The organism is Hydrogenophaga sp. (assembly GCF_030373245.1).
GTDB lineage: Bacteria > Pseudomonadota > Gammaproteobacteria > Burkholderiales > Burkholderiaceae_C > Hydrogenophaga.
In genome coordinates this window covers 98,988-121,610 of the sequence record NZ_JAUCZF010000008.1, presented here as the reverse complement: position 1 = coordinate 121,610, position 22,623 = coordinate 98,988, and the positions used below count along the sequence as shown (strand labels likewise).

At 66.4% G+C, this 22,623-nt stretch carries 19 protein-coding genes; 11 read left to right on the top strand and 8 right to left on the bottom strand.

The window, feature by feature from the left end:
* The first annotated feature begins 2 nt into the window (after positions 1-2).
* Together QUV25_RS16965 and QUV25_RS16960 are read left to right on the top strand one after the other, a co-directional pair.
* The gene (locus tag QUV25_RS16965; RefSeq protein ID WP_300865674.1) at positions 3-1,022 is read left to right on the top strand and encodes an L-threonylcarbamoyladenylate synthase; all 1,020 of its coding nucleotides are present in this window, start codon (positions 3-5) and stop codon (positions 1,020-1,022) included.
* 106 nt (positions 1,023-1,128) lie between these two features.
* Positions 1,129-1,980, top strand: a complete 852-nt coding sequence (locus tag QUV25_RS16960) for an SGNH/GDSL hydrolase family protein (protein ID WP_300865672.1) — start codon at positions 1,129-1,131, stop codon at positions 1,978-1,980.
* 66 nt (positions 1,981-2,046) lie between these two features.
* Here the strand turns inward: QUV25_RS16960 and QUV25_RS16955 are convergent, their stop codons facing one another.
* The 3 genes from QUV25_RS16955 to dacB form a co-directional block, all read right to left on the bottom strand.
* Complete coding sequence (locus QUV25_RS16955; protein ID WP_300865670.1) at positions 2,047-3,048, bottom strand: SGNH/GDSL hydrolase family protein; 1,002 nt, start codon at positions 3,046-3,048, stop codon at positions 2,047-2,049.
* Between the two features lie 202 nt (positions 3,049-3,250).
* Complete coding sequence (locus tag QUV25_RS16950) at positions 3,251-3,511, bottom strand: SemiSWEET transporter (protein WP_300865669.1); 261 nt, start codon at positions 3,509-3,511, stop codon at positions 3,251-3,253.
* A 57-nt stretch (positions 3,512-3,568) separates the two neighbouring features.
* Positions 3,569-5,083, bottom strand: coding sequence for a D-alanyl-D-alanine carboxypeptidase/D-alanyl-D-alanine-endopeptidase (dacB, locus tag QUV25_RS16945; protein ID WP_300865667.1), 1,515 nt, complete (start codon positions 5,081-5,083; stop codon positions 3,569-3,571).
* 129 nt (positions 5,084-5,212) lie between these two features.
* Here dacB and tsaB point away from each other — a divergent pair, with 129 nt between their 5' ends.
* From tsaB to QUV25_RS16930, 3 genes are all read left to right on the top strand, one after another.
* Positions 5,213-6,043: a tRNA (adenosine(37)-N6)-threonylcarbamoyltransferase complex dimerization subunit type 1 TsaB gene (gene tsaB / locus QUV25_RS16940; RefSeq protein ID WP_300865665.1), complete on the top strand. Its 831-nt coding sequence runs from the start codon at positions 5,213-5,215 to the stop codon at positions 6,041-6,043.
* Between the two features lie 112 nt (positions 6,044-6,155).
* Positions 6,156-6,653, top strand: coding sequence for a ribosomal protein S18-alanine N-acetyltransferase (rimI, locus tag QUV25_RS16935; protein WP_300865663.1), 498 nt, complete (start codon positions 6,156-6,158; stop codon positions 6,651-6,653).
* Positions 6,650-7,489, top strand: a complete 840-nt coding sequence (locus tag QUV25_RS16930; RefSeq protein ID WP_300865661.1) for a uracil-DNA glycosylase — start codon at positions 6,650-6,652, stop codon at positions 7,487-7,489. The genes rimI and QUV25_RS16930 overlap by 4 nt, the downstream gene beginning before the upstream one ends.
* A 186-nt stretch (positions 7,490-7,675) precedes the next feature.
* On the opposite strand, the gene QUV25_RS16925 is transcribed toward QUV25_RS16930, so the two are convergent.
* Positions 7,676-8,599 carry an EamA family transporter gene (locus QUV25_RS16925; protein WP_300865659.1) on the bottom strand — a complete coding sequence of 308 codons (924 nt, stop codon included), beginning with the start codon at positions 8,597-8,599 and terminating at the stop codon, positions 7,676-7,678.
* A gap of 78 nt (positions 8,600-8,677) precedes the next feature.
* On the opposite strand from QUV25_RS16925, the gene pyrF reads away from it, so the two are divergent.
* The 4 genes from pyrF (at position 8,678) to QUV25_RS16905 (ending at position 13,696) form a co-directional block, all read left to right on the top strand.
* A complete protein-coding gene (gene pyrF, locus QUV25_RS16920; protein WP_300865658.1) occupies positions 8,678-9,523 on the top strand; it encodes an orotidine-5'-phosphate decarboxylase in 846 nt (281 codons plus the stop codon).
* A gap of 138 nt (positions 9,524-9,661) precedes the next feature.
* Positions 9,662-11,437, top strand: a complete 1,776-nt coding sequence (locus QUV25_RS16915) for a DUF1800 domain-containing protein (RefSeq protein WP_300865657.1) — start codon at positions 9,662-9,664, stop codon at positions 11,435-11,437.
* 13 nt (positions 11,438-11,450) lie between these two features.
* Complete coding sequence (locus QUV25_RS16910; RefSeq protein WP_300865655.1) at positions 11,451-12,902, top strand: DUF1501 domain-containing protein; 1,452 nt, start codon at positions 11,451-11,453, stop codon at positions 12,900-12,902.
* Positions 12,903-13,078: 176 nt separating this feature from the next.
* Positions 13,079-13,696, top strand: a complete 618-nt coding sequence (locus QUV25_RS16905; protein ID WP_300865653.1) for a glutathione S-transferase — start codon at positions 13,079-13,081, stop codon at positions 13,694-13,696.
* 6 nt (positions 13,697-13,702) lie between these two features.
* Here the strand turns inward: QUV25_RS16905 and QUV25_RS16900 are convergent, their stop codons facing one another.
* Together QUV25_RS16900 and QUV25_RS16895 are read right to left on the bottom strand one after the other, a co-directional pair.
* On the bottom strand, positions 13,703-14,149 hold the full coding sequence (locus tag QUV25_RS16900; protein WP_300865652.1) for a hotdog domain-containing protein: 447 nt from the start codon (positions 14,147-14,149) through the stop codon (positions 13,703-13,705).
* A gap of 92 nt (positions 14,150-14,241) precedes the next feature.
* Positions 14,242-15,783, bottom strand: coding sequence for a CYTH and CHAD domain-containing protein (locus QUV25_RS16895; protein ID WP_300865651.1), 1,542 nt, complete (start codon positions 15,781-15,783; stop codon positions 14,242-14,244).
* A 207-nt stretch (positions 15,784-15,990) separates the two neighbouring features.
* Here QUV25_RS16895 and QUV25_RS16890 point away from each other — a divergent pair, with 207 nt between their 5' ends.
* A complete protein-coding gene (locus QUV25_RS16890; protein WP_300865650.1) occupies positions 15,991-16,548 on the top strand; it encodes a hypothetical protein in 558 nt (185 codons plus the stop codon).
* Positions 16,549-16,557: 9 nt separating this feature from the next.
* Here the strand turns inward: QUV25_RS16890 and QUV25_RS16885 are convergent, their stop codons facing one another.
* The gene (locus QUV25_RS16885) at positions 16,558-19,662 is read right to left on the bottom strand and encodes an excinuclease ABC subunit UvrA (protein WP_300865763.1); all 3,105 of its coding nucleotides are present in this window, start codon (positions 19,660-19,662) and stop codon (positions 16,558-16,560) included.
* 263 nt (positions 19,663-19,925) lie between these two features.
* Between QUV25_RS16885 and QUV25_RS16880 the strand changes: the two genes are divergently transcribed.
* The gene (locus tag QUV25_RS16880) at positions 19,926-21,095 is read left to right on the top strand and encodes an MFS transporter (RefSeq protein WP_300865762.1); all 1,170 of its coding nucleotides are present in this window, start codon (positions 19,926-19,928) and stop codon (positions 21,093-21,095) included.
* Positions 21,096-21,110: 15 nt separating this feature from the next.
* Here QUV25_RS16880 and QUV25_RS16875 read toward each other — a convergent pair whose 3' ends face one another.
* Positions 21,111-22,562 (bottom strand): chloride channel protein, encoded by a 1,452-nt coding sequence (locus QUV25_RS16875; RefSeq protein WP_300865649.1) that lies wholly within the window; start codon positions 22,560-22,562, stop codon positions 21,111-21,113.
* Positions 22,563-22,623 lie beyond the last annotated feature (61 nt).

Here is a 22,623-nt window from a genome sequence, read left to right as displayed (position 1 = left end):
CCATGCCACTGCGCCTGCAGTCTGGCGCGGCTGGCGCCATCGAGGCCGCGGCACAGCGCCTGGCTGCCGGTGGGCTGGTCGGCATGCCGACAGAAACTGTTTATGGTCTGGCCGCGCGGGCAGACGACGCCCAGGCCGTGCGGCGCATTTTTGCGGCCAAAGGCAGACCCGCTGACCATCCACTCATCGTGCACCTCGCGCCCGCGACCATCGCCGGCGCGCCCGGCTGGCGCGACGCGGTGGCACCGTTTGCCTCCCAGGTGCCCGAGTTCGCCGTGGCGCTCATGCAGGCCTGCTGGCCTGGCCCGTTGACCCTGATCCTGCCGCGGCGGCCCGAGGTGGCTGCTGCGGCCGCCGGTGGGCAGGATTCGATCGGTTTGCGCTGTCCGGCGCACCCGGTGGCGCAGTCGCTCCTGATCGCCGCGCAGGCCGCGGGTGTGGCCGGCGTGGCGGCACCCAGTGCCAACCGCTTCGGCCGCGTGAGCCCGACGACGGCACAGCATGTGAGCGAAGAGTTTGCCGATCTGGGCTATGACGAGTTGCTCATTCTCGACGGCGGCGCCTGCCCGGTTGGTATCGAGTCCACCATCGTCGACGCCACGCGGGGCGCGCCGGTGCTGCTGCGCCCGGGAGCCATCACCGCTGCGCAGATCGAGGCCATCACCGGCCTGAGTCTGAAGCTGCGCGATGAAGCCTCGCCCCGCGCCTCCGGCACGCTGGCTTCCCATTACGCACCCCGGGCCAAGGTGCGACTCATGCCGGCCCAGCAACTGCAGGCCGCTCTTGATGTGCTGGGTGCCGACGCCAAAAACATCGCGGTCTATGCCCGCACCGCCCTGCGCGCCGGGCGCGGCGTGGTGCTGCGGCGCATGCCCGACGACGCGCAGCGCGCCGCTCACGAGCTGTTTGCGGTGATGCGCGAGCTCGACGCCACCGGCGTGCCGCTGATCTGGGTTGAAACGCCGCCAGCTGATTCGGCCTGGGCAGGGGTGAGTGATCGCCTGCATCGGGCTGCGGCCTGAAGCCCAATCACCACCACCTGCCAGCCATCGGTGGCAAGCCGATAAACTAAGCTTCCCCCTCAACGCCCCGGATCGTCCCGACCCGGAGTGTCCAGAGAAAGCTTTCATGAAATCCGATTCCCCTCGCACCATTCCCGCGCAGAACTCGCGCCGCCGCTTCCTTCAAGGCAGCCTGCTCACGGGCGCCGCTGCGTTGGCGGGCCCGGCGCTGCTCAGCGCTTGCGGCGATGGCGACATCGTCTCGGCCCTGCGGCCTTCGCGCATCCGCGTGCTGGGTGATGGCCTGAGCTTCCTGGGCAGCCCGCGCTTCACCGTCAACGACGGCTCGGCCAGGCTGTGGGTGGACCAGATCGCGACGCGCTATGGGCTCACGCTCACCGCCGCCGACGGTTTTGCCGCCGGCAACGCGACGGTTGCAGACATCGCTGGCCAGATCACCGCTGCGGGCGCACCGGGGGCGAATGACCTGTTTCTGATCAACGCCCCGATGCAGGACATTTTTGTGTCCACCGCTTCCGCATCTACCGCCGGTAGGACCCTGGCGGACTCGGTGCGCGCTCTGATTGCTTCAGGCGCCAAGTTCGTCGCGGTGGCGGGCATGTACGACCTGGGCAAGGCGCCCGAGGTGATCGCCTTGGGCCAGACCGTGGCCTTTTCTGACGCGGCCCTGGCGTTCAACAATAGCTTCAAAGTCAACGCCGAGGACCTGGGCGCCAACCTGCTGTTCATCGACCTGGCCTTCTACGTCAACGATCTGGTGCGCATCCCCGGCGCCTACGGCCTGACCAACGCGACCAGCGCCGTCTGTGTCCCGCCCGTGGCAACGGCTTGCGACACCACCACGCTGATCGACGCCAATTACGTCGATTATTTGTTCGCTGATGGTCGCCATCTCACCCCCGAAGCCCACCGCCTGTTTGGTGACTACGCCTACGACCAGATCATCCGGCGCTGGTGAAGGCGCTGCCTCACCCAAGAAAAAGCCGACCCCGGGGTCGGCTTTTTTGTTGGCTACTGATTCACGTCAGAGCCAGCCCGCACGAACCATCTCGCGTGCAGCGAAGTCCGCCAGGACTTGCTGGCCATACGGGCTCGGATGCACATCATCAGCGAACTGGTAACGGGAAACATCTCCACTATTGAGGTTACCCGCGTTGCACACCAGAGATGTTCCACCTAGCGCATTGGCTCCGCAAGCAACGTCTGTGGTGTTGGTGTAAGGGCTTGTGTCTTGACTCTGGGTGTAGGCGTCGGCGAGCAGCACACCGGTCACCCCAGTGAGCTCTGACCTCAAGGCGGTATTGAATGCGCCCACCATGGCATCAATCAAGGCTGCTGTGCCGGGGTTGCTCATGTCGAGGCCGCGCGCAAACGGAGTGCCTGCCACGTTGGGGACATTGAGGACCAAGACTCGGGACGCCCCTTTGGCGACTATTTCGGACTTGACCAGCTGCCCGAGTCTCGCACCGGCTGCTCCGAGGCGAGCCACAGCAGTTGGGCCGTCTGCAGCGCCACCAGCCGCAGCATTGCCGAGGAAAGCCAATTCCATGAACACGTCGTTGGCGCCCGCCAGCACAGTGACGAGTTCCTTGCCGTTGTAGCGACCCCCAGTGGCCGCCAAATGTGCAGCCATCTGGTCGGCCATGGGTTTGGCGATGAGGCCTAAGTTCTGCTGCCCCAAGGCCTGCAACGCAATCGAATTCGGGCCCCTGGGGTCGGTAATGCGTGCGCTGCCCTGTGCGTAGCCAAAACAACCAGGCTTGGAGACGATCGGCGCTCCGGAGATGCCCGGCAGATTAGGCGAAAGTCCGGTCTCGGCCGCGCAGGGCCTCGCCACGCCGAGCCTGACAGCGAGGCGTTCGGTCCAGATTTCGCCACCCGCGGCCGAATTGACGGTCCACCTGCCTCCGCCCGCCGCTGCCACGGTACCGACTTGGTGGGTTCCAACGTCGCTCAGGCTGTCTCCGAATGACACCAGTTTGTCGTAGTCATCGCCGCCGCCGCAGGCGGAAAGGGTCAATGTCATGACCAGAATTGCGGAACTCAACGAGGCTCTGATCAACATAAAGGACTCCAGCGAAAGGAATGATTGAGGTGGCGCACCATCTGAAAAAAGAACGACCGTGCGATTCCAGAATCGTAAACTGGTTTTTGGAAATTGCTTTGCGGGTAAACGAGTGGACGTGTCTCCGAGGCACCGAACGCACTTACTGCGCCTTACCCATTACTCAGCGCCGTCCGAACCGCAGCTTCATGGTCAGAATGGCCAGCGCCAGGGCCAGCGTGATGGTGTTGGCGATGACCACCGGCCAGGCTTCCAGCACCAGACCATAGATCAGCCACAGAAACACCCCGAGGGTGAAGCAGGCGTACATGCCCAGCGAGATGCCGCTCACGTCGCGCGAACGAAGGGTGTGCCAGACCTGGGGCACAAAACTCACGGTGGTCAGAAAAGCGGCGGCGTAGCCGACCAGGTCACCGAGCGACATGGGTGCAAAAAGGAGGATGCGAGGACCGCAGTGTCGGCGATCCTTTGCCAGCCGCCTTCAGTCCGGCAATCCTGCCGCCCACTCCACCAGGGCATCCAGTGCCGGTCTGGCCGCTGGCGCGTTGGGGTGGTTGACGAAGCCAATCACCACGTAGCGGGCGCCGTTGCGGGCGTTGACGTAGCCGGCGATGCCGGTCACGTCGCGCAGGGTGCCGGTCTTGAGCCAGGCGTTGCCGCGGGCGGCGCTGTCGTTGCCGCGAGCCATGCGCGCGGCCGTGCCGCTGACGCCGGCCACCGAGAGGCTTTGCACGAACTGTGCACCCTGGGGGTGGCGCGCGGCACGCTTGAGCAGCTCGGCCAGGGCTTCGGGTGTGATGCGTTCGGTTCGCGAGAGGCCAGCACCGTTGTCCATGGTGGGCGGTGCAGATCGGATGCCAAAGGTGGAGGCCCACCAGCGGCTGACCACTTCGCGCGAGCGCTCGAAGCGACCGGTGCGCATCGGCTGCAGGCGTCCGCGCGGCTCGGTCATGGCATCGACTCGCGCCGGGGACAGGCGGCCCAGCGTGAGGAAGACCTGCTGCGCCATCACGTTGTTGCTCCACTGGTTGACGTCGTCGATGATCGCGGACAGTGGGAGCGACTCGGCGCTATGCAGCAGGCGGGCGCCCGGCGGGGTGAGGCCGGCGCGCACCTGACCGGTGAGCATGCCGCCGCTGGCGCGCCAAAGGCCCTCCATGGAGCGCACGGCGTAGCTGGCCGGGTCCTGGTAGGCCACGGGCCAGACCTTTTCACCGCAGCTGGCCGGGTAGCTGCCCACGAACCGGATGGCTTCGGCGCTGTCGAACCGGGCCTGCAGCGTTTCGCGCCAGTCACCACAGCCGCCGCGCCCCAGAGGCACGGTGGCGTCGATCGCCAGACCGGCCAGCGGCGGTTCGCTCAGCACGTGGGCCACGCCGGCAGCGCGATCGGGCTGGAAGGTGAGCACCACCGATTTGAAGTTGACCAGCAAGGCCTCGGGGCTGGCGTTGTAGGGCCGCAGGGATTCGCCATCGAACGCGCCAGGGTCGTGCTCGGGCAGGTCGAAGGCGCTCTGGTCCAGCACCATGTCGCCCAGGATCACGCGCACGCCCTTGTCTTGCAGCGCCATGAAGGCGGCAGTCAGTCGCTCCAGCACGAGCTTGGGGTCACCGCCGCCGCGCACATAGAGGTTGCCGCGCAGCGCGCCCTGGTCCACCGTGCCGTCGGTGAGGAACTGGGTGTCCCAGGTGAAGTCGGCGCCCAGCAGGTCGAGCGCCGCGTAGGTGGTCACCAGCTTCATCACCGAGGCGGGATTCACCGATGCGTCGGCCCGGTGCCGCAAGCGCTCGGCCAGCGGCGGATCGACCGGTACCACCAGGGCCGAGACCGCGCTCTGCGGCACCTGCGCGCGCTGCAGTGCCGCGCTCATTGCGGGCGGTAGCTGGGCGCAGGCAGGCAAGGCCAGGCCGGCCAGCACCGCTGCGAGCACGCGACCGACCCAGCAACGCGCCAGGCGAGCCGCGAGCGGGTGCAGGGTGATACCGGATGTAACCATGGAAATTCCATTATGCGGTGGTGCTGGCAGCGGCAAGGTGCCATCGACCTGACCGGTCGGGTTTGTGGCCCGGAAGCGTTCATTGCTCAGGCCCAGTCCGCCTCAGAAGGGGTGTCCGATAATCGGCTCATGCCTGCGCCGACCCTGAAACTGCTCGCCATCGAGACCAGCACCGACACCTTGTCGGTCGCGCTGGGCAGTGGCGCGCCGGGCCAGCCGATGTGGCAGCACACCGGACCCGGTGCCGCTCAGGCCTCGCTGACCTTGCTGCCGGTGATCCAGTCGCTGCTGGCTGAGGCTGGCTGGACACTGCAGGAGCTGGACGCGCTGGTATTTGCGCGTGGCCCTGGTTCTTTCACCGGCCTGCGCACGGCCTGCGCCGTGGTGCAGGGGTTGGCCTATGGCGCACGTGGCCCGCAGCGGCCCGACGGCCTGCAGGTGCTGCCGGTCGACACGCTGCAGGCGTTGGCGCGCGAGTCGCTCTCCTTGCAGGCTGAAGCTGGCGGTCCTGCGCCAAGGCGGATCGCTGCGCTGCTGGACGCGCGCATGGGCGAGCTGTACGTGGCGGCGTATTGCCTGAGCGATGCCGGTCTGGTGGAGCAGTCTCCGCCGCGGCTGTGTGCCCCCGGCGATGTCGCGGACTGGTGGCGCAACGCCTGGCCCGCCGACGCCGCGCATGATGCCCGTACCGATCTGCTCGCGGGCAATGTGTTTGTTGGCCATGGCGCCGAGTTCAGCGAGGTACCGGGCCAGCGCCAGCAGGCCTTTCCCACCGCGCGTGCGCTGTTGCAGCTGGCCCCCGCTGCCTTGGCCGAGGGCAAAGCAGTGCCAGCGCACCTGGCGCTGCCCTTGTATGTGCGGGACAAAGTGGCCCAGACCAGCGCCGAACGTGAGCAGTTGCGCCGCGAACAACTCGCTCGGCTGGCCGCGCCCGCGCCGGTGGCACCGCTCGATGTCTGAGGTGCGGACGATGCAGGCGCCAGCCCAACCATGTGCTTCGCTGACGCCGCCAGGGCTGCCCTGGCCGTCCGACGCTCCGTCGTCCGGCGAGCGTCGCGCCTGCTTTGCCCCGATGACCGAACACGATTTGGATACGGTGCGCGCGGTCGAGGTGGCTGCCTACGCCCATCCCTGGTCGCTCAAGCACTTTGCCGACTCGCTGGCCTCGGGCTATGCCGCCATCTTGCTGCTGGGCGAGTCGTTGCCCGGTGAGGTGGTGCACCCGGTGCGCGCCGATGGCCGGGTGCTGCTGGGCTACCTGGTGGCCATGCCCGGCGTGGACGAGATGCATTTGCTCAACATCACCGTCGCGCCCACTCACCAGCGCCAGGGCTGGGCGCGCTGCCTGCTGGACGCGCTGGTGCTGTGGTCGCGGGCGGGCGGGGCGCAGTGCCTGTGGCTGGAGGTGAGGCTCAGCAACACCGTGGCGCGCCGGGTCTATGAGCGATACGGCTTCACCCAGGTCGGTTTGCGCCGTGGCTACTACCCGGCTGGCCAGTTTCAGCGCGAAGATGCGGTGGTGATGAGCCTGCCGCTGGCATCCGTTTCGGACAAGGAAGCCGCGGCATGAGCAAACAACGACCCGAGGCTCAGGACGAGACGCCCGACACCTCGTTCGTGCCCGCACTCGACGCGCGCCAGCGCGCCATGCTGGCCGAGATGGGGGTGCGCGTGTGGGCGCCGCGCGACGACTCACCCGCACGGCAGACCACCGAACCGGTGCTGCCGGTTCGCGAAACTGCAGCACCTGCGCCCCAGCGTCAGCGTGCAGAAGCTTCAGCGCCTCTGGTGGCGCCGGTCGCCGCACCCTCAGCCGACCGACCCAGATTCTCCTTGCCCGAAGGCGTGGAACAGATGGACTGGGCCACCTTGCGGGCCACCGTGGCCAGCTGCCGTGCGTGTGGGCTCTGCGAGAGTCGACAGAACACCGTGTTTGGTGTCGGCGACACCCAGGCCGACTGGATGGTGGTCGGCGAAGCGCCAGGCGAAAACGAGGACCGCCAGGGCGAGCCTTTCGTCGGCGCCGCGGGCCAACTGCTCGACAACATGCTGCGCGCGGTGGGCCGCAGCCGCAGCGAGGCCGGCGATCAGGGTGCTTACATCGCCAATGTGCTCAAGTGCCGCCCGCCAGCCAACCGCAACCCCCTGCCCGCCGAGGTGACGCAGTGCGAACCCTACCTGGCCCGCCAGGTCGCGCTGCTCCAGCCGCGCCTCATCCTCGCCATGGGTCGCTTCGCGGTGCAGGCCCTGCTCCAGACCAACGAGCCCATCGGCAAGCTGCGCGGCCAGGTGCATCGGTACCAAGGGGTGCCGGTGATCGTGACCTACCACCCGGCCTACCTGTTGCGCACACCCACCGACAAGGCCAAGGCCTGGGCCGACCTGTGCCTGGCGATGGACCAGTAGGTCCCCCCCGCGCCGGCTTCGCCGTCACCCCCCAGGGGGCGACGCTGGTCGGCCGGCGGAGCCGGACCGACGGCGTCCTGGGACCGAGCGGCCTTCGGACCGCTCGGAAGACACTCCCCGCCAAGGCGCCACGCAAACCCGTCGAGCGGTCCGTAGGCCGCGCGCCCCAGGGCACCGCGGAACCAACTATGCCGGTCCGCCAGTGCCGCCCCCTGGGGGGTGACGGCGAAGCCGGCGCGGGGAGGGCAACAACACCGTGCCGATCGCCAGGACCACCAGTGCCACTGCCGCCCAGTCCTGCCAGTGCAGGGTTTCGCCCAGCCACCAGGCACCGCTGAACACGCCCAGCACTGGAATGAACATCACCGAGAGGGTGGAGGCGATCGGTGGCAGGTCGCGCGCCAGCATCAGCCAGGCGACCTGGGCAAACGCAAAAATCGCCAGCGCGTTGTAGATCACCGCGCCCCAGACCGGTGGCGCGGGCCAACTCCAGGCGTTGCGTTCAAACAGCACGGCCAGCAGTGTCATCCAGATTGCGGTGAACAGCGTCATCCAGAAAGCGAGCGTCAGCGTCGGCGCTGGAATGGTCGTGCGCCGCATCAGCTGCGTGCCCACGGCCCAGCCGGCGGCGGCCATCAGCATCATGGCCACGCCTTGCGGGCGCCCTGAAAACTGGGTGATCTCATGCCACAGCAGTAGCACCACCCCCAGCGCGGCGGCGGCCACGCCTACCCAGGCGCGTGGGATCAGGCGCTGGCCGAACCAGAGCGCCCCGAAGACGGCAGAGAACACCGGCATGGTGTAGCCCAGGATCGCCGCGCGCCCACTGGAGAGGGACTGCACCGCGAGGATGGCCAGCGTGTGCCAGAAGAACATGTTGAACAAGGTGAGCAGCGCCAGCTGGCGCCAGTGCGCCCGACCCACGGTGAACGGCACGCGACGCCAGACCAGCACCATGGCGATCACCGGTAAGCCCATCCAGATGCTCAGACCGCGAAAGCTCAGCGGTGGGAAGCTGGAGACGCCGAGCTTGAGGATCGGCCAGTTGACGCCCCACAACAGCGTGATGAGAACGAGCAACGTGAGTTGCTGACGGGTGAGGGCTTGCATGCCGCGATGGTAGTGGTGTGTCTTGGTTCGCGTGGTCTCGGCGCTGACGCTCAGGGCGCAACCGTAAAATCCAGCCCCATGACGTTCATCGAGATGCTCGGCGCTGCCGAGGTGCGCAACCGGTCCCTGCTGTGTGTCGGCCTGGACCCGGACCCGGCCCGTTTTCCAGGTGCGCTCAAGGGCGACGCCAGTCGCATTTACGATTTTTGTGCTGCCATCGTGGAGGCCACAGCCGACGCGGTCATCGCATTCAAACCCCAGATCGCCTACTTCGCGGCGCACCGCGCTGAGGACCAGCTGGAGCGGCTGATGGCGCACATGAAGCGCGTGGCGTCGCAGGTGCCGGTGATCCTGGATGCCAAGCGCGGCGACATCGGCAGCACCGCCGAGCAGTACGCCATCGAAGCCTTCGAGCGCTATGGCGCCGACGCTGTCACGCTCTCTCCGTTCATGGGTTTCGATTCGGTGCAGCCCTATCTGAAACACCACGGCAAGGGCGCCTTTTTGCTGTGCCGCACCTCGAATCCCGGCGGTGACGATTTGCAGAACCAGCGCTTGGCCTCTGTCGCTGGGCAGCCCCTGCTGTACGAACACGTGGCCCAGCTGGCACAGGGGCCCTGGAATCTGAACGGACAACTCGGCCTGGTGGTGGGTGCCACTTACCCCAACGAAATTGCCCGTGTCCGTGAGCTGGCGCCCACCTTGCCGCTGCTCATTCCTGGTGTGGGTGCGCAGGGTGGTGATGCGCTGGCCACGGTGCGCGCGGGGCATCGCGCTGATGCGGCTGGGCGCACGACGGGGGCGGTCATCGTCAATTCGTCGCGCGCCATCCTGTACGCGTCGGCCGGTGAAGACTTCGCGGCCGCCGCCCGCCGCGAGGCTTTGCGCACTCGCGACTTGTTGGCCGCCGCCCGTCTGGCCTGAAGCCGATGAGCGGCATCGCGTTGCCGCTGGTGCCACAAAGCTCGCCTTCCATCGCTTCGCCGGTAACAGCCTGCAACCAGGAGTCCCGAACGCGGTCGTGACTTTCTACACTCGCTACTTCCAATCAGGAGAAGTGCGATGAGGGATTCCGAAGTTCTCGACACCTTGCCTCAACCACCGGCCACCGCACGCGAGGACGTGCAACAGGCTGGCGCTGGCACGACTGCGGTGGCCGCCGCCGCGTCAGCAGCTGCTTTGCTGGCGGCATGCGGAGGCGGCACCGGCAGCATTGACCCGCCACCGCTGGTGGTGGTCCCGCTGCCCGCCGAGCAGGTTGGCGCAGTCCGTTTTGCTCGCGCCAGTTCCGACGAAGACGCCGCCAGATTCCTGCAGCAGGCACAGTTTTCCTCGACCCGCGACGAGATCAACGCGGTGCGGGGCGACAGCTACGCCATGTGGCTGGCGCGGCAGTATCAGACACCTCAAGGCCCCACTGGATGGAGCTGGCTGGAGTCGCAAGGCTACGGGATCGTGGACAGCAACGAGTGGTACTTCAGGACCCAGCCCGCGGGCAACATGTTGTGGAGCCAGCTGCTCAGCGGCCCAGACCCGATGCGCAAGCGCATGGCGCTGGCCTTGTCGGAGTTTTTCGTGAGCTCCATGAGTTCAGCCGAGTTCACCTGGCGCAGCCACGCCTATGCGTCCTGGTGGGACATGCTGGTGCGCAACGCGTTTGGCAACTACCGTCAGTTGCTGGAAGACGTGACCCTGCATCCGGCCATGGGGTACTTTCTCAACACCAAGGGCAACCGCAAGGAAGACACGCGAACCGGACGCGTGCCTGACGAGAACTACTCGCGCGAGGTCATGCAGCTGTTCACCATCGGCCTGGTGAATCTCAACCTGGATGGCACCAGCCAGGGCACTCCCAGCTATACCGAGGACGACGTGAGCAACCTGGCGCGCGTGTTCACGGGCTACGATTTCGACCGCTCCGACGGTGTGCGCCTCAATCGGCCCAATGGTGGCACCATTGAGACCAAGGACTTCGCACGCAAGCCCATGTCGCTCAAGGCCAGCGACCACTCCACGCTTGAAGCGCGCTTCCTCGGCGCCGTGGTGCCAGCCAACACGCCTGCTCCTGAAGCCCTGCGCATCGCGATGGATACGCTGTTCAACCATCCCAATGTAGGCCCATTCTTTGCCCGCCAGATGATCCAGCGCCTGGTGACCAGCAACCCCAGCCCTGCCTATGTGGCTCGGGTGGCGAGGCGCTTCAACGACAACGGAGCCGGTATTCGCGGAGATCTGCAAGCGGTCTGGACCGCGATCTTGCTCGATGACGAGGCCCGCGGCCCTGACAACTTGAGCGCTCCCTCAGCGGGCAAGTTGCGCGAGCCCATGGTTCGATTCATCCAATGGGCGCGAACCTTCAGCGCGAGTTCGTCCAACGGCCGCTGGCTTCTGGATGACCTCAGCGGGTCGCTCGGGCAAAGTCCGTTGCGCTCCCCGTCGGTGTTCAATTTTTTCCGGCCGGGTTACGTGCCCCCCTCCACCTCGCTCGCTCAGGCAGGCGCCACAGCGCCCGAGTTTCAAATCGTCAACGAAACCACGGTGGGGGCTTACCTGAACTTCATGCAGAGCACGATCGAGCGGGGTTTGGGCACATCCAACAACGTCACGGCCAACTACAGCCGGGAGCTGGCCCTGGTGACGGACGCGAGAGCGCTGGTGGATCACCTGTGCCTGACGCTGGCGGCGGGCCAGGTGTCGGACGCGAGCCGGACCATCATGGTCAACGCGCTCAACGCCAGGGCCATCACGGCCAACAGTTCCGCGACCGACAGGAACCGACGGGTCTGGGCGGCCGTCCTGATGGTCATGGGTTGTCCAGAGTATCTGGTCCAGAAATAAGCGGAGCCTTATCATGCATTTCATCCAGCCTGACCAACACAGCCGCCGTGCCTTTCTGCGCCGCGCTGGCCAGCTCGCCTTCACCGGCGCCGCCCTGCCCACCGCGCTGAACCTGGTTGCCATGGGCGAGGCCGCTGCCTTCAACGCAAACGATTACAAAGCGCTGGTTTGCGTTTTCCTTTTTGGTGGCAACGACTACGCCAATACGGTGGTCAATTACGACACCACCAGCTACGAGCGGTACAACACCATCCGCGGCGGCCGCACCGACTTCAGCGGTGGCGGCATCGCGATCCCGCGTGCCGAGCTGGCTTCGACGCTGCTTAGCCCGACCACGGCACTTCCCGGTGGCGTGCAATACGCATTGCACCCGGCCATGACTGGCCTGGCAGGCCTGTTCAACAGCGGCTCGGCTGCGGTGCAACTGAACGTCGGCCCCCTCATCGCACCGATGACGCGAACCCAATACAGCAACGGCAGCGTGCCGCGCCCGCCCAAGCTGTTTTCGCACAACGATCAGCAGTCGGTATGGCAGAGCTCCCGCGCGGAAGGCGCACGCACCGGCTGGGGTGGCCAGATGGGCGATCTCGCGCTGTCGTCCAATGGCGTCAACCCCGTGCTCAGCTGCATATCGGTGTCGGGTAACACGGTATTCCTCTCGGGTGACCAGGCCTTGTCGTACCAGGTCGGCACCGGTGGTGCGGTCAAAATCAACAGTCTCAACGGCAACGTGTACAACTCAGCCGAGGTGCGCGCCGCCATGACGGCGCTGGCCTTGCAAGAGCGCAGCCAGCTGCTGGAGAGGGAATACAACCTGGTCACCGCGCGCTCCTTCTCGACCGAAAGCGCAGTCACCAATGCCTTGAACGCATTCCCTGCGAGCGGGACTGACTTTGCCGCCTTCCCGGCGGGCAACCGCCTGGCCGATCAGCTCAAGCTGGTGGCGCGCATGATCGCGGCGCGCGACACGTTGGGTACCAAACGCCAGGTGTTTTTTGTTTCCATGGGCGGCTTCGACCTGCACGACAACCTGATCAATAACCAGACGAATCTGATGGGTCAGTTGAGCGCTGGTATGACCGCTTTCTACCAGTCCACGGTGGCTTTGGGTGTGGCCGACAAGGTCACGGCCTTCACCGCCTCCGACTTTGGTCGCACCCTGCAGAGCAACGGTGACGGCTCCGACCACGGCTGGGGCTCACACCACCTGATGGTGGGTGGCGCGGTGCGCGGCAAGGCCTTTTACGGCAGTGCGCCACCCGTGAGCGTGACCAACAGCAGCACCGATTCCAACGACCAATGGCATGTGGGCCAGGGCCGCTTGCTGCCCAGCACCTCGGTCGACCAGTACGCTGCCACCTTGGCCACCTGGTTTGGTGTCGAAGGCAACGAGATGTCTGCGATCGCACCGAATCTGGGCAACTTCGGCGGCGCTTACCCGACCAACCTCGGCTTTATGCTCTGACGGCTCGCCAGTCCACCGGTTCCGTGCGGGACAGGCTTGGCGCGACAAGCGCGGGCCTGATGGCTACCATGGGCCTAAGGCCCAGATCGTGGGCTCAAACACTAAGTCGCCTGGCGGGGTCTGAGCATGCATCACGCATGGATGACCGTGGCGGGCGCTTGAGAGGTCTCTCGGAAATGAAGCTTTACGTGTCGCAGCGCGCACCCAACCCGCGAAGGGTCCAGATGTTCATCGCCGAAAAGGAGATCACCGGTATCGATTCCGTGCTGGTGGACATCAATGCCCACGAACACCGCAGCGCCGCGTTTCGCGAGCGCAACCCGCTGGCTCGCATTCCGGTCCTGGAGCTGGACGATGGCCGCATGCTCAGCGAAACCCGTGCCATCTGCACCTACCTTGAAGGCCTGTACCCAGCGCCCAATCTCATGGGCGCTACTTCGGAGGAGCGCGCCTTCATCGAAATGGCCGACCGCCGCGTGGAGTGGTACCTGATGCTGCCGCTGGCCAATGCCATTCGCCACCAGCACCCGGGCCTGGCGTTGCTGGAGCAGCCGCAGTTCCCCGACTTCGGAGCATCCCAGCAGGCCAAGGGTCTGGACACCGCCGCCTGGCTGGATCGGTTGTTGCAGGCGCAGCCCTGGGTGGCCGGCGACCGCTTCACCATTGCCGACATCACCGCGTTCTGCACGCTCGAATTTGCGCGGCTGCTCAAGCTCAGGCCAGCCGATGCGGGCTTGCACGCCCTGCAGGCCTGGCGTGATCGGGTGGCGCAGCGCCCCAGCGCAGCGGCCTGAGGCGCGCTATTCCAGCGGTGACGCTGCCGTGTTTTCGAAGTGTGAGCGTGCCGTGCTGGCCAGGGCCATTTCGCCCGGAGTTTCAGGTGTCCAGCTGGTGATGGGCAGCGGTCGCCCGTCGTCGCCGAGCGCGACATAGACCGCCAGGCATTCGGCCACCGGATCCTGGCGGCTGCCGGTGAGGTCGCCGCTGCGCAACTCCACTGCGATGTTCATGTTGGTGTCGCCAGTGAACGCCAGCCGGGCCTGGACCTCGACCAAGGCATGGGCCCGTACCGAGCGACGGAAGCGCACGCTGCTGATGTAGACCAGCTGGCATGGCCGTTCCGCCCAGCGGGTGGCACACGCATAACCGGCCTCCCCGATCCACTGCAGCACGGTGCCGCCGTGAACCCGTTCACCGTGCCCCAGGTGGCTGGATTCGACCAAAAAACGCAAGGTGACCGATGACATGACGACTTCCCTTGGGTGACAGGATATCGGCGATTGTGGCGCCCCGAACCCGACTTGGCAAAGAGCGGTTGCCGCAATGCGACGCGACACGCTCAGGCGCCTGGCGCACGGGACTTCAGCAGCGCCCGCTCCACGGCTCTCAGTCCCTGCAGCCGGCTCGTCAGTCGCGCATCGATCTTGGCGAGCACCACGGCTGCCTCCTCGAGCGGGCAGTCGGCCAGCAAAGCCTGTGCGGTGCTCAGGTCGTTGAGTTCGCCCAGCAGCGATTGCGCCTGGACCAGGCGGGCAGTGTCGCGCCGAGAGCGCTTGGGCAGCAGGCCACCGAGAAGTTCTTGCGCGTAACGCTGCTTCTTGAGCGCCACGCGCAGGGCATGGCGGCTTTTGGTCCCTTTGCCGGAGGCCTTGCGGGTCTTCAACAGCAACCGGCGATGCTGGTGTTGCAGCCGGCGCAAAGCCCAGCGGGACAACGACTTGGAACGCGGTGGGCGTTTCGCGGTGGGCCACGCGAGCACCGCCCGGCTGAAGGCGAGCAGGTCCAGCGCATGGGCAGGTTCGTGCAGACAGGCGCGAGCCCGCTGGTTGGCCTGCTGTCGTTGCGCTTGAATCCAGGCGAGCACAGGTTGCAGCGCCGGGTCATCTGCCATCGGTCCCAGCCAGTCGACCCAGCCCTCGGTGGCCAGCACATCCCAGTTGCGCGCCTCACCGAGCGCCCTGGCAGCGTGCTGCCAGCGTGCATTCCAGTGGCTGGCAAAACGGGCAGGAAGGGCCGGCGCAAACAGGTGCAGACCAGCGCGAAGCTGACGAAGCGCCACGCGGGCCTGGTGCACGAACTCGGGGTCTATTGGCGCGTCTCCCTCGACTTCCAGCCAGGGCGCAACATGAGCCTGCCACTGCACCAGGCAGGCCAGGGCAATGGTGCGGAAAGCCTCTGTACGAGACAGCCGATCGCAAAGAGGCACCGGCTCGGCCTTCATCGGCACGGGCTGCTGGCCCAGAAACAAGGCCATTCCCCGCTCGGCCTTGCTGCGCGCACTCGGGTACAGCCACAGACCGCGCTTCGCCTTGCCGTCGGGTCCCTGGGTCAGGGCTTGGGCCAGATCCAGCAGCGCCTCCACCGGCCCGGATTGCAGCTCCAGTTCCAGTTCCAGGATGTCTCGTTGAGCGGCGTCAGGGGACAGGCTGGAGGCGTGTCCGGCAGTGATCTGGCCCCGGTCGAGCGCGACTTCGATGTGAGCGCCTGCGTACTCCAGCTCCCAGCTCAGCCGGACAAAGTCGTTGCGAAAAAGGGGCACCAACTGCCCAGTTAGGCTGGACAGTGTCCGGGCCAGCTGGGTATCGTCCACCAGCTTGGCAAAGTCCATCTCACCCGGTCGGGTCGGGCCTTCCCATTCGCCGCGGCGCGAGACGCCGCCCTGGGTGCTGCCGGCGGTTTTCACCGTGAGCAAGGTGCGGCGCCCGATGCGGCGTTCGCGCACAGCGATGCGCTGACCCATGAGTGTGAGCTGGGGCGTGTCGAAATAGGTGTTGACCAGGCGCTGGCGCGCCGGCTTTTGCTGGCGCAACAGCGGATGGGCCAGCAACCGGCGGACGTCCTGGCGGCGCAGGCTGAGCTTGAGTTCGGTTTCCTCTGACATGTGCGGGCAATTCGAAACAGATTGCGCAGTCTGCCATCGACTTCGATAGGTTGCCACCGTGGCAGTAGGACAGCGAAAGTCTCGCCGAGCAAGGCGCTCCCACATGGACATGTCGTAACGAATCCTTTGGCGCGTGGGGGCATACTGCTGGCGTTGCTGTCAGCATCACGTTTCCTTTTCTTTGTTCCCAATCTTCGAAACCACGCCATGGCCGACTCGTCTTGCCTTCGATCTCAATCCCTGTTGCTGGCCGCCTGCCTGGCGCTGTCGAGTTTGCCCAGCCTCGCCGAAAAGCCTGAGTGGGTGGACGAGGGTAAGTCCGGCAAGCCGGCCAAGCAGCAGAAGCACGACCGCGACGACCGCCGGGAAAGCGACCGTTCAGGTGGCCGAGAAGTGGCGTCCCCCGCGGTGCGCCAGGCGGAGGGAAACGTGTCGGTCAGCATCCAGATCGGTGGCTATTTCCGTGATTCGCAGCGCGTTGTCGTGAGGGACTACTACGAACCCCGCATGAAGGCGGGCAAGTGTCCTCCCGGATTGAAGAAGAAGGGCAACGGCTGTCAGCCCCCTGGCCAGGCCAAGGGGTGGAGCCGTGGCGAGCCCTTGCCGACGGCGGTGGTGTACTACCCTGTCCCCGCTGCGGTGCAGGTTCGTCTGGGCGTACCACCGGAGGGCCACAAGTTCGTGCGTGTGGCCTCTGACATCCTGTTGATCGCCATCGGCACCAGCCTGGTGGTGGATGCGATCGAGGACCTTGGTCGGCTCTGAGCCCCGGTCTCAGCGCCGGAGCAGCCGCGCCAGGTACTGGCCGGTGTGGCTGGCCGGGTTGGCCGACAGGGCTTCGGGTGTGCCCACGCCGACCACGGTACCGCCGCCTGCGCCACCCTCCGGACCCATGTCGATGAGCCAGTCGGCGGTCTTGATGACGTCGAGGTTGTGCTCGATCACCACGATGGTGTTGCCCGCGTCGCGCAGCTGGTGCAGCACTTGCAGCAGCAGTTCGATGTCGGCGAAGTGAAGGCCGGTGGTGGGCTCGTCCAGGATGTAGAGCGTTCGGCCGGTGTCGCGCTTGCTCAGCTCCAGCGCCAGCTTGACGCGCTGTGCCTCGCCACCCGAGAGGGTGGTCGCACTCTGGCCAAGCTGGATGTAGGTCAGGCCCACGTCCATCAGCGTTTGCAGCTTGCGGTGCAGCGTGGGCACGGCGCCGAAGAAGCCATGGGCCTGCTCGACCGTCATGTCCAGGATCTGCGCGATGTTCTTGCCCTTGTATTGCACGTCCAGCGTTTCGCGGTTGTAGCGCTGGCCGTGGCAGACCTCGCAGGGCACGTACACATCGGGCAGGAAGTGCATCTCGACCTTGACCACGCCATCGCCCTGGCAGGCCTCGCAGCGACCACCGGCGACGTTGAAGCTGAAGCGGCCCGGGCCGTAGCCGCGTTCTTTCGCGGTGGGCATTTCGGCCATCAGTTCTCGGATGCCGGTGAACAGGCCGGTGTAGGTGGCCGGGTTGCTGCGCGGCGTGCGGCCAATCGGCGATTGATCGACGTTGATGACCTTGTCGAAATGCTCGATGCCTTCGATGGCTTCGTGCTCGGCGGGCTCGTCGTGCGATCGGTAGAGGGTGCGCGACACCGCCGCGTACAGCGTGTCGTTCACCAGGGTCGATTTGCCCGAGCCTGAGACACCAGTCACGCAGGTGAGCAGCCCGACCGGGAAGGCTACGCTCACGCCCTTCAGGTTGTGGCCGGTGGCATTGACCACGCGGATCTCTTGCAGCTCGCCCAGCGTGGCGATGTGTTGTGCTTCGCGCGCACTGCGGCGCTCGGCTGCCGGGCTCATGGGGAAACGCGATTTGATCGGGGCGGCCTTGGTCGCCGCAGCGGCTTTGTTCACCGGCAGCCAGGGCGTACGTCGCGAGGGTACGGCGATGGCTCGTGCGCCACTCAGGTACTGGCCGGTCAACGAGCCGGGCGTGGCCATCACCTCGGCGCAGCTGCCCTGTGCCATCACATGGCCGCCGTGCACACCCGCGCCCGGGCCCATGTCGATCACGTGGTCGGCGCAACGGATCATGTCCTCGTCGTGCTCGACCACCAGCACCGTGTTGCCCAGATTGCGCAGGTGCTGGAGCGTGGCGATCAGGCGATCGTTGTCGCGCTGATGCAGGCCGATGCTGGGCTCGTCGAGCACATACATCACACCGGTCAGGCCACTGCCGATCTGGCTCGCCAGCCGGATGCGCTGGGCCTCGCCGCCGCTCAGGGTGTCGGCGCTGCGGTCCAGGCTCAGGTAGTTGAGACCGACGTCGTTCAAAAACTTCAGGCGCTGGCGGATCTCATTGATCACGCGCGCGGCGATGTCGCCCTTGGCACCCGGCAGTTGCAGGTTCTGGAAATAGGCCAGCGATTCGCCCAGTGTCACATGGCTGACCTTGTAGATCGGGCGGCGTTGCTCGCCCTCGCCTACGAACACATGGCGCGCCTCCTTGCGCAGCCGTGTGCCGTGGCAATCAGGGCAGGGCTGGGTGGCGCGGTAGCGCGCGAGCTCTTCGCGCACGTGGGCGCTGTCTGTCTCGCGGTAGCGGCGCTCGAAGTTGCGGATGATGCCTTCGAACGGGTGCTTCTTGCTGATCTTCTTGCCGGCGCGTTCGCCTGATTCCAGCGCGTAGCTGAACTTGATGTCTTCCTCGCCTGAGCCATAGAGCAACACCTGTCGCACCGCCTCGGGCAGCGACTCCCAGGGGGCTTCAGCGTCGAACTTGTAGTGCGCCGCCAGGCTTTCGATCATGGCGAAGTAGTAGCCGTTGCGCCGGTCCCAGCCCTTGATGGCGCCGCTGGCTAGGCTGAGCGTGGGGAAGGCGACCACGCGCGCCGCGTCGAACACCTCGGTGTGGCCCAAGCCGTCGCAGCTCGGGCAGGCGCCCATGGGCGAGTTGAAGGAAAACAGCCGCGGCTCCAGTTCCCCCACGCTGTGGCTGCACACGGGGCAGGCGAACTTGGCGGAGAAACCTTGTTCAACGCCAGTGTCCATGTTGACCGCCAGGGCGCGACCCTCGGCCAGGCGCAGGGCGGCTTCGAAGCTTTCAGCGAGCCGTTGACGCAAGGGATTGTCTGCCACCACGCTCCGCCCTTCCAGGGGTCGCTGCCCCCCGAGGGGTAACGCCTGGCCTTGGGGAGGCCCGGCGTCCAGGCTGGTTTCGTTGTCCGGCGCTGTTTCAGATGTTTCGTGACCACGCACCTTGATGCGGTCGACCACCACGTCGATGTTGTGCTTTTCGGTCTTTTTCAGGGCGGGCAGATCTTCGGCCTCGACCACTTCCCCATTGAGCCGGAAACGCACATAACCCTGGGCCTGCATGTCGGCGAACAGGTCGTGGAATTCGCCCTTTTTTTCGCGAGCCACGGGCGCAATGATCAGCAGCCTGGTGCCTTCGGGCATGGCCAGTACCGTGTCCACCATCTGCGCCACGCTCTGCGCTGCCAGCGGCAGATCGTGCTCCGGGCAATGCGGCGTGCCGGCGCGGGCGTAGAGCAGGCGCAGGTAGTCGTGGATCTCGGTGACGGTGCCGACCGTGGAGCGCGGATTGTGGCTGGTGGCCTTCTGCTCGATGGCAATCGCCGGCGACAGGCCCTCGATCAGATCCACGTCGGGTTTGTCCATCAGCTGCAGGAACTGGCGCGCGTAGGCCGACAGGCTCTCCACGTAGCGGCGCTGGCCTTCGGCATACAGCGTGTCGAACGCCAGACTCGACTTGCCCGACCCCGACAGACCGGTGATCACCACCAGGGCATGTTTGGGGATGTCGAGGTCGATGTTCTTGAGGTTGTGGGTGCGGGCGCCGCGCACCGACAGCGTGGCCGCACCGCGCACACGCGCTTCCAGGGCGCGGTCCCGCCGCTGTCCGGCGTCATCGGGATCAACAGGGAAGGCGTGGGCTGGCAGGGGGGTGTTCAAGGGGAAGGACGGGTGCAACCGCCGAAAGAAAGGCAACCGAGCATGATAAGCCGAGCGGGCTGGCGCTGCAGGCGTAACGCCCGTGTGCAACCCAGGGTTCGGCCACAATACCGGCTTTGCCTACAGCCGACGTGTCCGCCCTGAACCCAGCCCCCTCTGCCCGCGCTGCAGACACCAGCACCGCCACGCGCATGACGGCCGGCGAGCGGCGCGCCAGCGCGTCGCTGGCGTCGATCTACGCGCTGCGCATGCTGGGCCTCTTTCTGGTGCTGCCGGTGTTCGTGCTGGAGGCCCACAACTATCCCGGTGGTGACGACCCCGCGCTGGTGGGTCTGGCCATGGGCATTTATGGCCTGACCCAGGCGCTGCTGCAAATGCCGATGGGCATCGCCTCGGACCGCTTTGGCCGCAAGCCGGTGATCCTGGCTGGGCTGGTGGTGTTCGTGCTGGGCAGCTTCATCGCCGCCTGGGCTCCCAACCTGATGTGGCTGGTCGTGGGCCGGGCCTTGCAAGGTGCCGGCGCCATTTCGGCCGCGGTCACGGCGCTGCTGGCGGACCTCACGCGCGACCAGGTGCGCACCAAATCGATGGCCTTGATCGGTATCAGCATCGCGCTGATGTTCGCGCTCTCGCTGGTGATGGCGCCGGCCCTCGTGCCCCACATCGGGCTGGCTGGCCTGTTCGCCCTCACCGGTGTGTTGGCGTTGGTGGGCATGGCGGTGGTGGCCTGGGTGGTGCCGCCTGAGCCGGCGCAGCACCAGGCGGTCGAGCGCGGCGGCTTGCGCGAGGTGCTGCGGGACACGGAGCTGCTGCGCGTGGACCTGGGCGTGTTTGTGCTGCACGCCGTGCAGATCGCGATGTGGATGTCGGTGCCCGCGCTGCTGCGCGAAGCGGGCGTGGCGACTGCCGAGCAATGGCACATTTACCTGCCCGCGGTGCTGGGCTCGTTGCTGGTCATGGGTGGGCTGCTGTTCCGTCTGGAGCGGCAGGGGTATTTCCGAGCGGTGTATCTGGGCGCCATTGCACTCATTGCCTTGGTGCAGATCGGCCTACTGTTCAGCCTGGACACGCCATCGGCCTGGGGCGTGGGCCTGTTGCTGGGCCTGTATTTCCTGGGTTTCAACACCCAGGAGGCGAGCCAGCCCAGCCTGGTGTCACGACTTGCCAGGCCGCACCAGCGTGGCGCTGCACTCGGTGTCTACAACACGCTGATGTCGCTCGGCATTTTCGCGGGCGGCAGCCTGGGCGGCCTGGTGCTCAAGGCCTGGGGCAACAGCGGCATTTTTGGACTGAGCGCTGCGCTCATGCTGCTGTGGCTGCTGCTCGCCTGGCCCATGAAGGCTTCGGGCAAGTCGCTCTGAGTTTTTCGCCCGGAGTCAGCGCGGCGAGCCCGACGCTGGAGGTGTTTCAGGGGACGGGGGTGTCGCGGGGTCTGAACCCGCTTCAGGGGGCTCGGCCACGGCCGTGTCGCCAGCGGTCGTCTCCATCCGTTGCGCGGGCTCGCCGGTCTTGATCGCGGCCTGGATCATCAGCGAGGAAAGCGTGGAGTAGAGCGGGCGACTGATGAGGCGCGCGATGAGGTTGGCCAGCATGGCTGCGGCCATCAGGCTGAGCACCATGGCCCGGCCGTCGATCATTTCCATCACGATGATGAACGAGGTCAGCGGGGCCTGGGTGGTGGCGGCAAGAAAGGCCGTCATGCCCAGGGCAATCAGGATCGGCGCGAGCATGCGCGCATCGCTGCCTAGAAACAGCTGCGCCATGTCGTTGCCCACGCCGGCACCGATCGACAAAGAGGGCGCAAAAATGCCACCTGGCACGCCGCTCCAGGCGGTGAGCCAGGTCGCCACCAGCTTGAGCAGCACATACAGGCGCGTGACATCGCTCTCGCCAGCGAGCATGCTGCGCACCTCTTCGGCGCCGGCGCCGAAGGTGGCGCCGCCGCTGACCAGGCCGATGACCGCAATCGCCAGCCCGGCGCCCGCCGCAAACCGCACCGGCTTGGCTCGGCGGTAGCGGCTCCATCGGTCGGGCATGCCTTCAATGGAGGCAACCAGCAGGCGCGAGAAGAGGCCACCCAGCACGCCGCACAGCAGCACCACGGCCAGGCCAGGGAAAAACACCTGCCAGCTCAGGCCTGGCACGGCGATGGAGCCGAAATAGGTCAGGTTGCCGAAAAAGGAAATGGACACCAGGCCGGCGAGCACGATGGCCGAGATGATCACGCCGTTGGTGCGCGAGTCCATGCGCTTGGACAGCTCCTCGATGGCGAACACCACGCCGGCCAGTGGTGCGTTGAAGGCGGCGGCGATACCTGCCGCGCCGCCGGCCACCAGCAGCGCCTGATCGTTCATCGCCGAGCCCGGACGCAGCCAGCGCCGCGCGTCGTGCATCACACCGGCGGCGACCTGCACCGATGGGCCTTCGCGCCCAGCCGAGAGCCCGGCCAGCAGGCCCGCAGCACCCAGCACCATCTTGGCCAGGGTCAGGCGCAGCGAAACAAAATGGCGCCGTGCGCTGGAGCTCACTTGCGGGTCCAGTGCCGAGATCACCTGGGGAATGCCCGAGCCGGAGGCACCCGGGAAGTAGCGCCGAGTGCACCAGACGATGCCGGCGGTGAGGGCCGGCGTCCAGATCAGCACCACCCAGGGCGAGGAGGCGTGCAGGTGTTTGAACCACTCGAACGCGTGCTCGCTCATGTAGGTGAATGCCACCACGAACAGGCCCGCCAGCACCGCGTAGCCGAGCACGATGCTGCGGTCCAGCCACGCGCGACCGTCGGACAGTTCGTCCTGCAGGTTCTGGAAAAAATCGGGTTCGCGATTCATGGCGCAGCGGTCCATTGTGGCATCCCGCGCACTTGACCTCTGGCCGCGGGCTTGCGGCACA

What these genes read in the sequence shown, in the direction of transcription:
- QUV25_RS16965 (WP_300865674.1), top strand. Translation starts at nt 3, where the DNA reads ATGCCACTGCGCCTGCAGTCTGGCGCGGCTGGCGCCATCGAGGCCGCG.
- QUV25_RS16960 (WP_300865672.1), top strand. Translation starts at nt 1,129, where the DNA reads ATGAAATCCGATTCCCCTCGCACCATTCCCGCGCAGAACTCGCGCCGC.
- QUV25_RS16955 (WP_300865670.1), bottom strand. Translation starts at nt 3,048, where the DNA reads ATGACATTGACCCTTTCCGCCTGCGGCGGCGGCGATGACTACGACAAA.
- QUV25_RS16950 (WP_300865669.1), bottom strand. Translation starts at nt 3,511, where the DNA reads ATGTCGCTCGGTGACCTGGTCGGCTACGCCGCCGCTTTTCTGACCACC.
- dacB (WP_300865667.1), bottom strand. Translation starts at nt 5,083, where the DNA reads ATGGTTACATCCGGTATCACCCTGCACCCGCTCGCGGCTCGCCTGGCG.
- tsaB (WP_300865665.1), top strand. Translation starts at nt 5,213, where the DNA reads ATGCCTGCGCCGACCCTGAAACTGCTCGCCATCGAGACCAGCACCGAC.
- rimI (WP_300865663.1), top strand. Translation starts at nt 6,156, where the DNA reads ATGACCGAACACGATTTGGATACGGTGCGCGCGGTCGAGGTGGCTGCC.
- QUV25_RS16930 (WP_300865661.1), top strand. Translation starts at nt 6,650, where the DNA reads ATGAGCAAACAACGACCCGAGGCTCAGGACGAGACGCCCGACACCTCG.
- QUV25_RS16925 (WP_300865659.1), bottom strand. Translation starts at nt 8,599, where the DNA reads ATGCAAGCCCTCACCCGTCAGCAACTCACGTTGCTCGTTCTCATCACG.
- pyrF (WP_300865658.1), top strand. Translation starts at nt 8,678, where the DNA reads ATGACGTTCATCGAGATGCTCGGCGCTGCCGAGGTGCGCAACCGGTCC.
- QUV25_RS16915 (WP_300865657.1), top strand. Translation starts at nt 9,662, where the DNA reads ATGAGGGATTCCGAAGTTCTCGACACCTTGCCTCAACCACCGGCCACC.
- QUV25_RS16910 (WP_300865655.1), top strand. Translation starts at nt 11,451, where the DNA reads ATGCATTTCATCCAGCCTGACCAACACAGCCGCCGTGCCTTTCTGCGC.
- QUV25_RS16905 (WP_300865653.1), top strand. Translation starts at nt 13,079, where the DNA reads ATGAAGCTTTACGTGTCGCAGCGCGCACCCAACCCGCGAAGGGTCCAG.
- QUV25_RS16900 (WP_300865652.1), bottom strand. Translation starts at nt 14,149, where the DNA reads ATGTCATCGGTCACCTTGCGTTTTTTGGTCGAATCCAGCCACCTGGGG.
- QUV25_RS16895 (WP_300865651.1), bottom strand. Translation starts at nt 15,783, where the DNA reads ATGTCAGAGGAAACCGAACTCAAGCTCAGCCTGCGCCGCCAGGACGTC.
- QUV25_RS16890 (WP_300865650.1), top strand. Translation starts at nt 15,991, where the DNA reads ATGGCCGACTCGTCTTGCCTTCGATCTCAATCCCTGTTGCTGGCCGCC.
- QUV25_RS16880 (WP_300865762.1), top strand. Translation starts at nt 19,926, where the DNA reads ATGACGGCCGGCGAGCGGCGCGCCAGCGCGTCGCTGGCGTCGATCTAC.
- QUV25_RS16875 (WP_300865649.1), bottom strand. Translation starts at nt 22,562, where the DNA reads ATGAATCGCGAACCCGATTTTTTCCAGAACCTGCAGGACGAACTGTCC.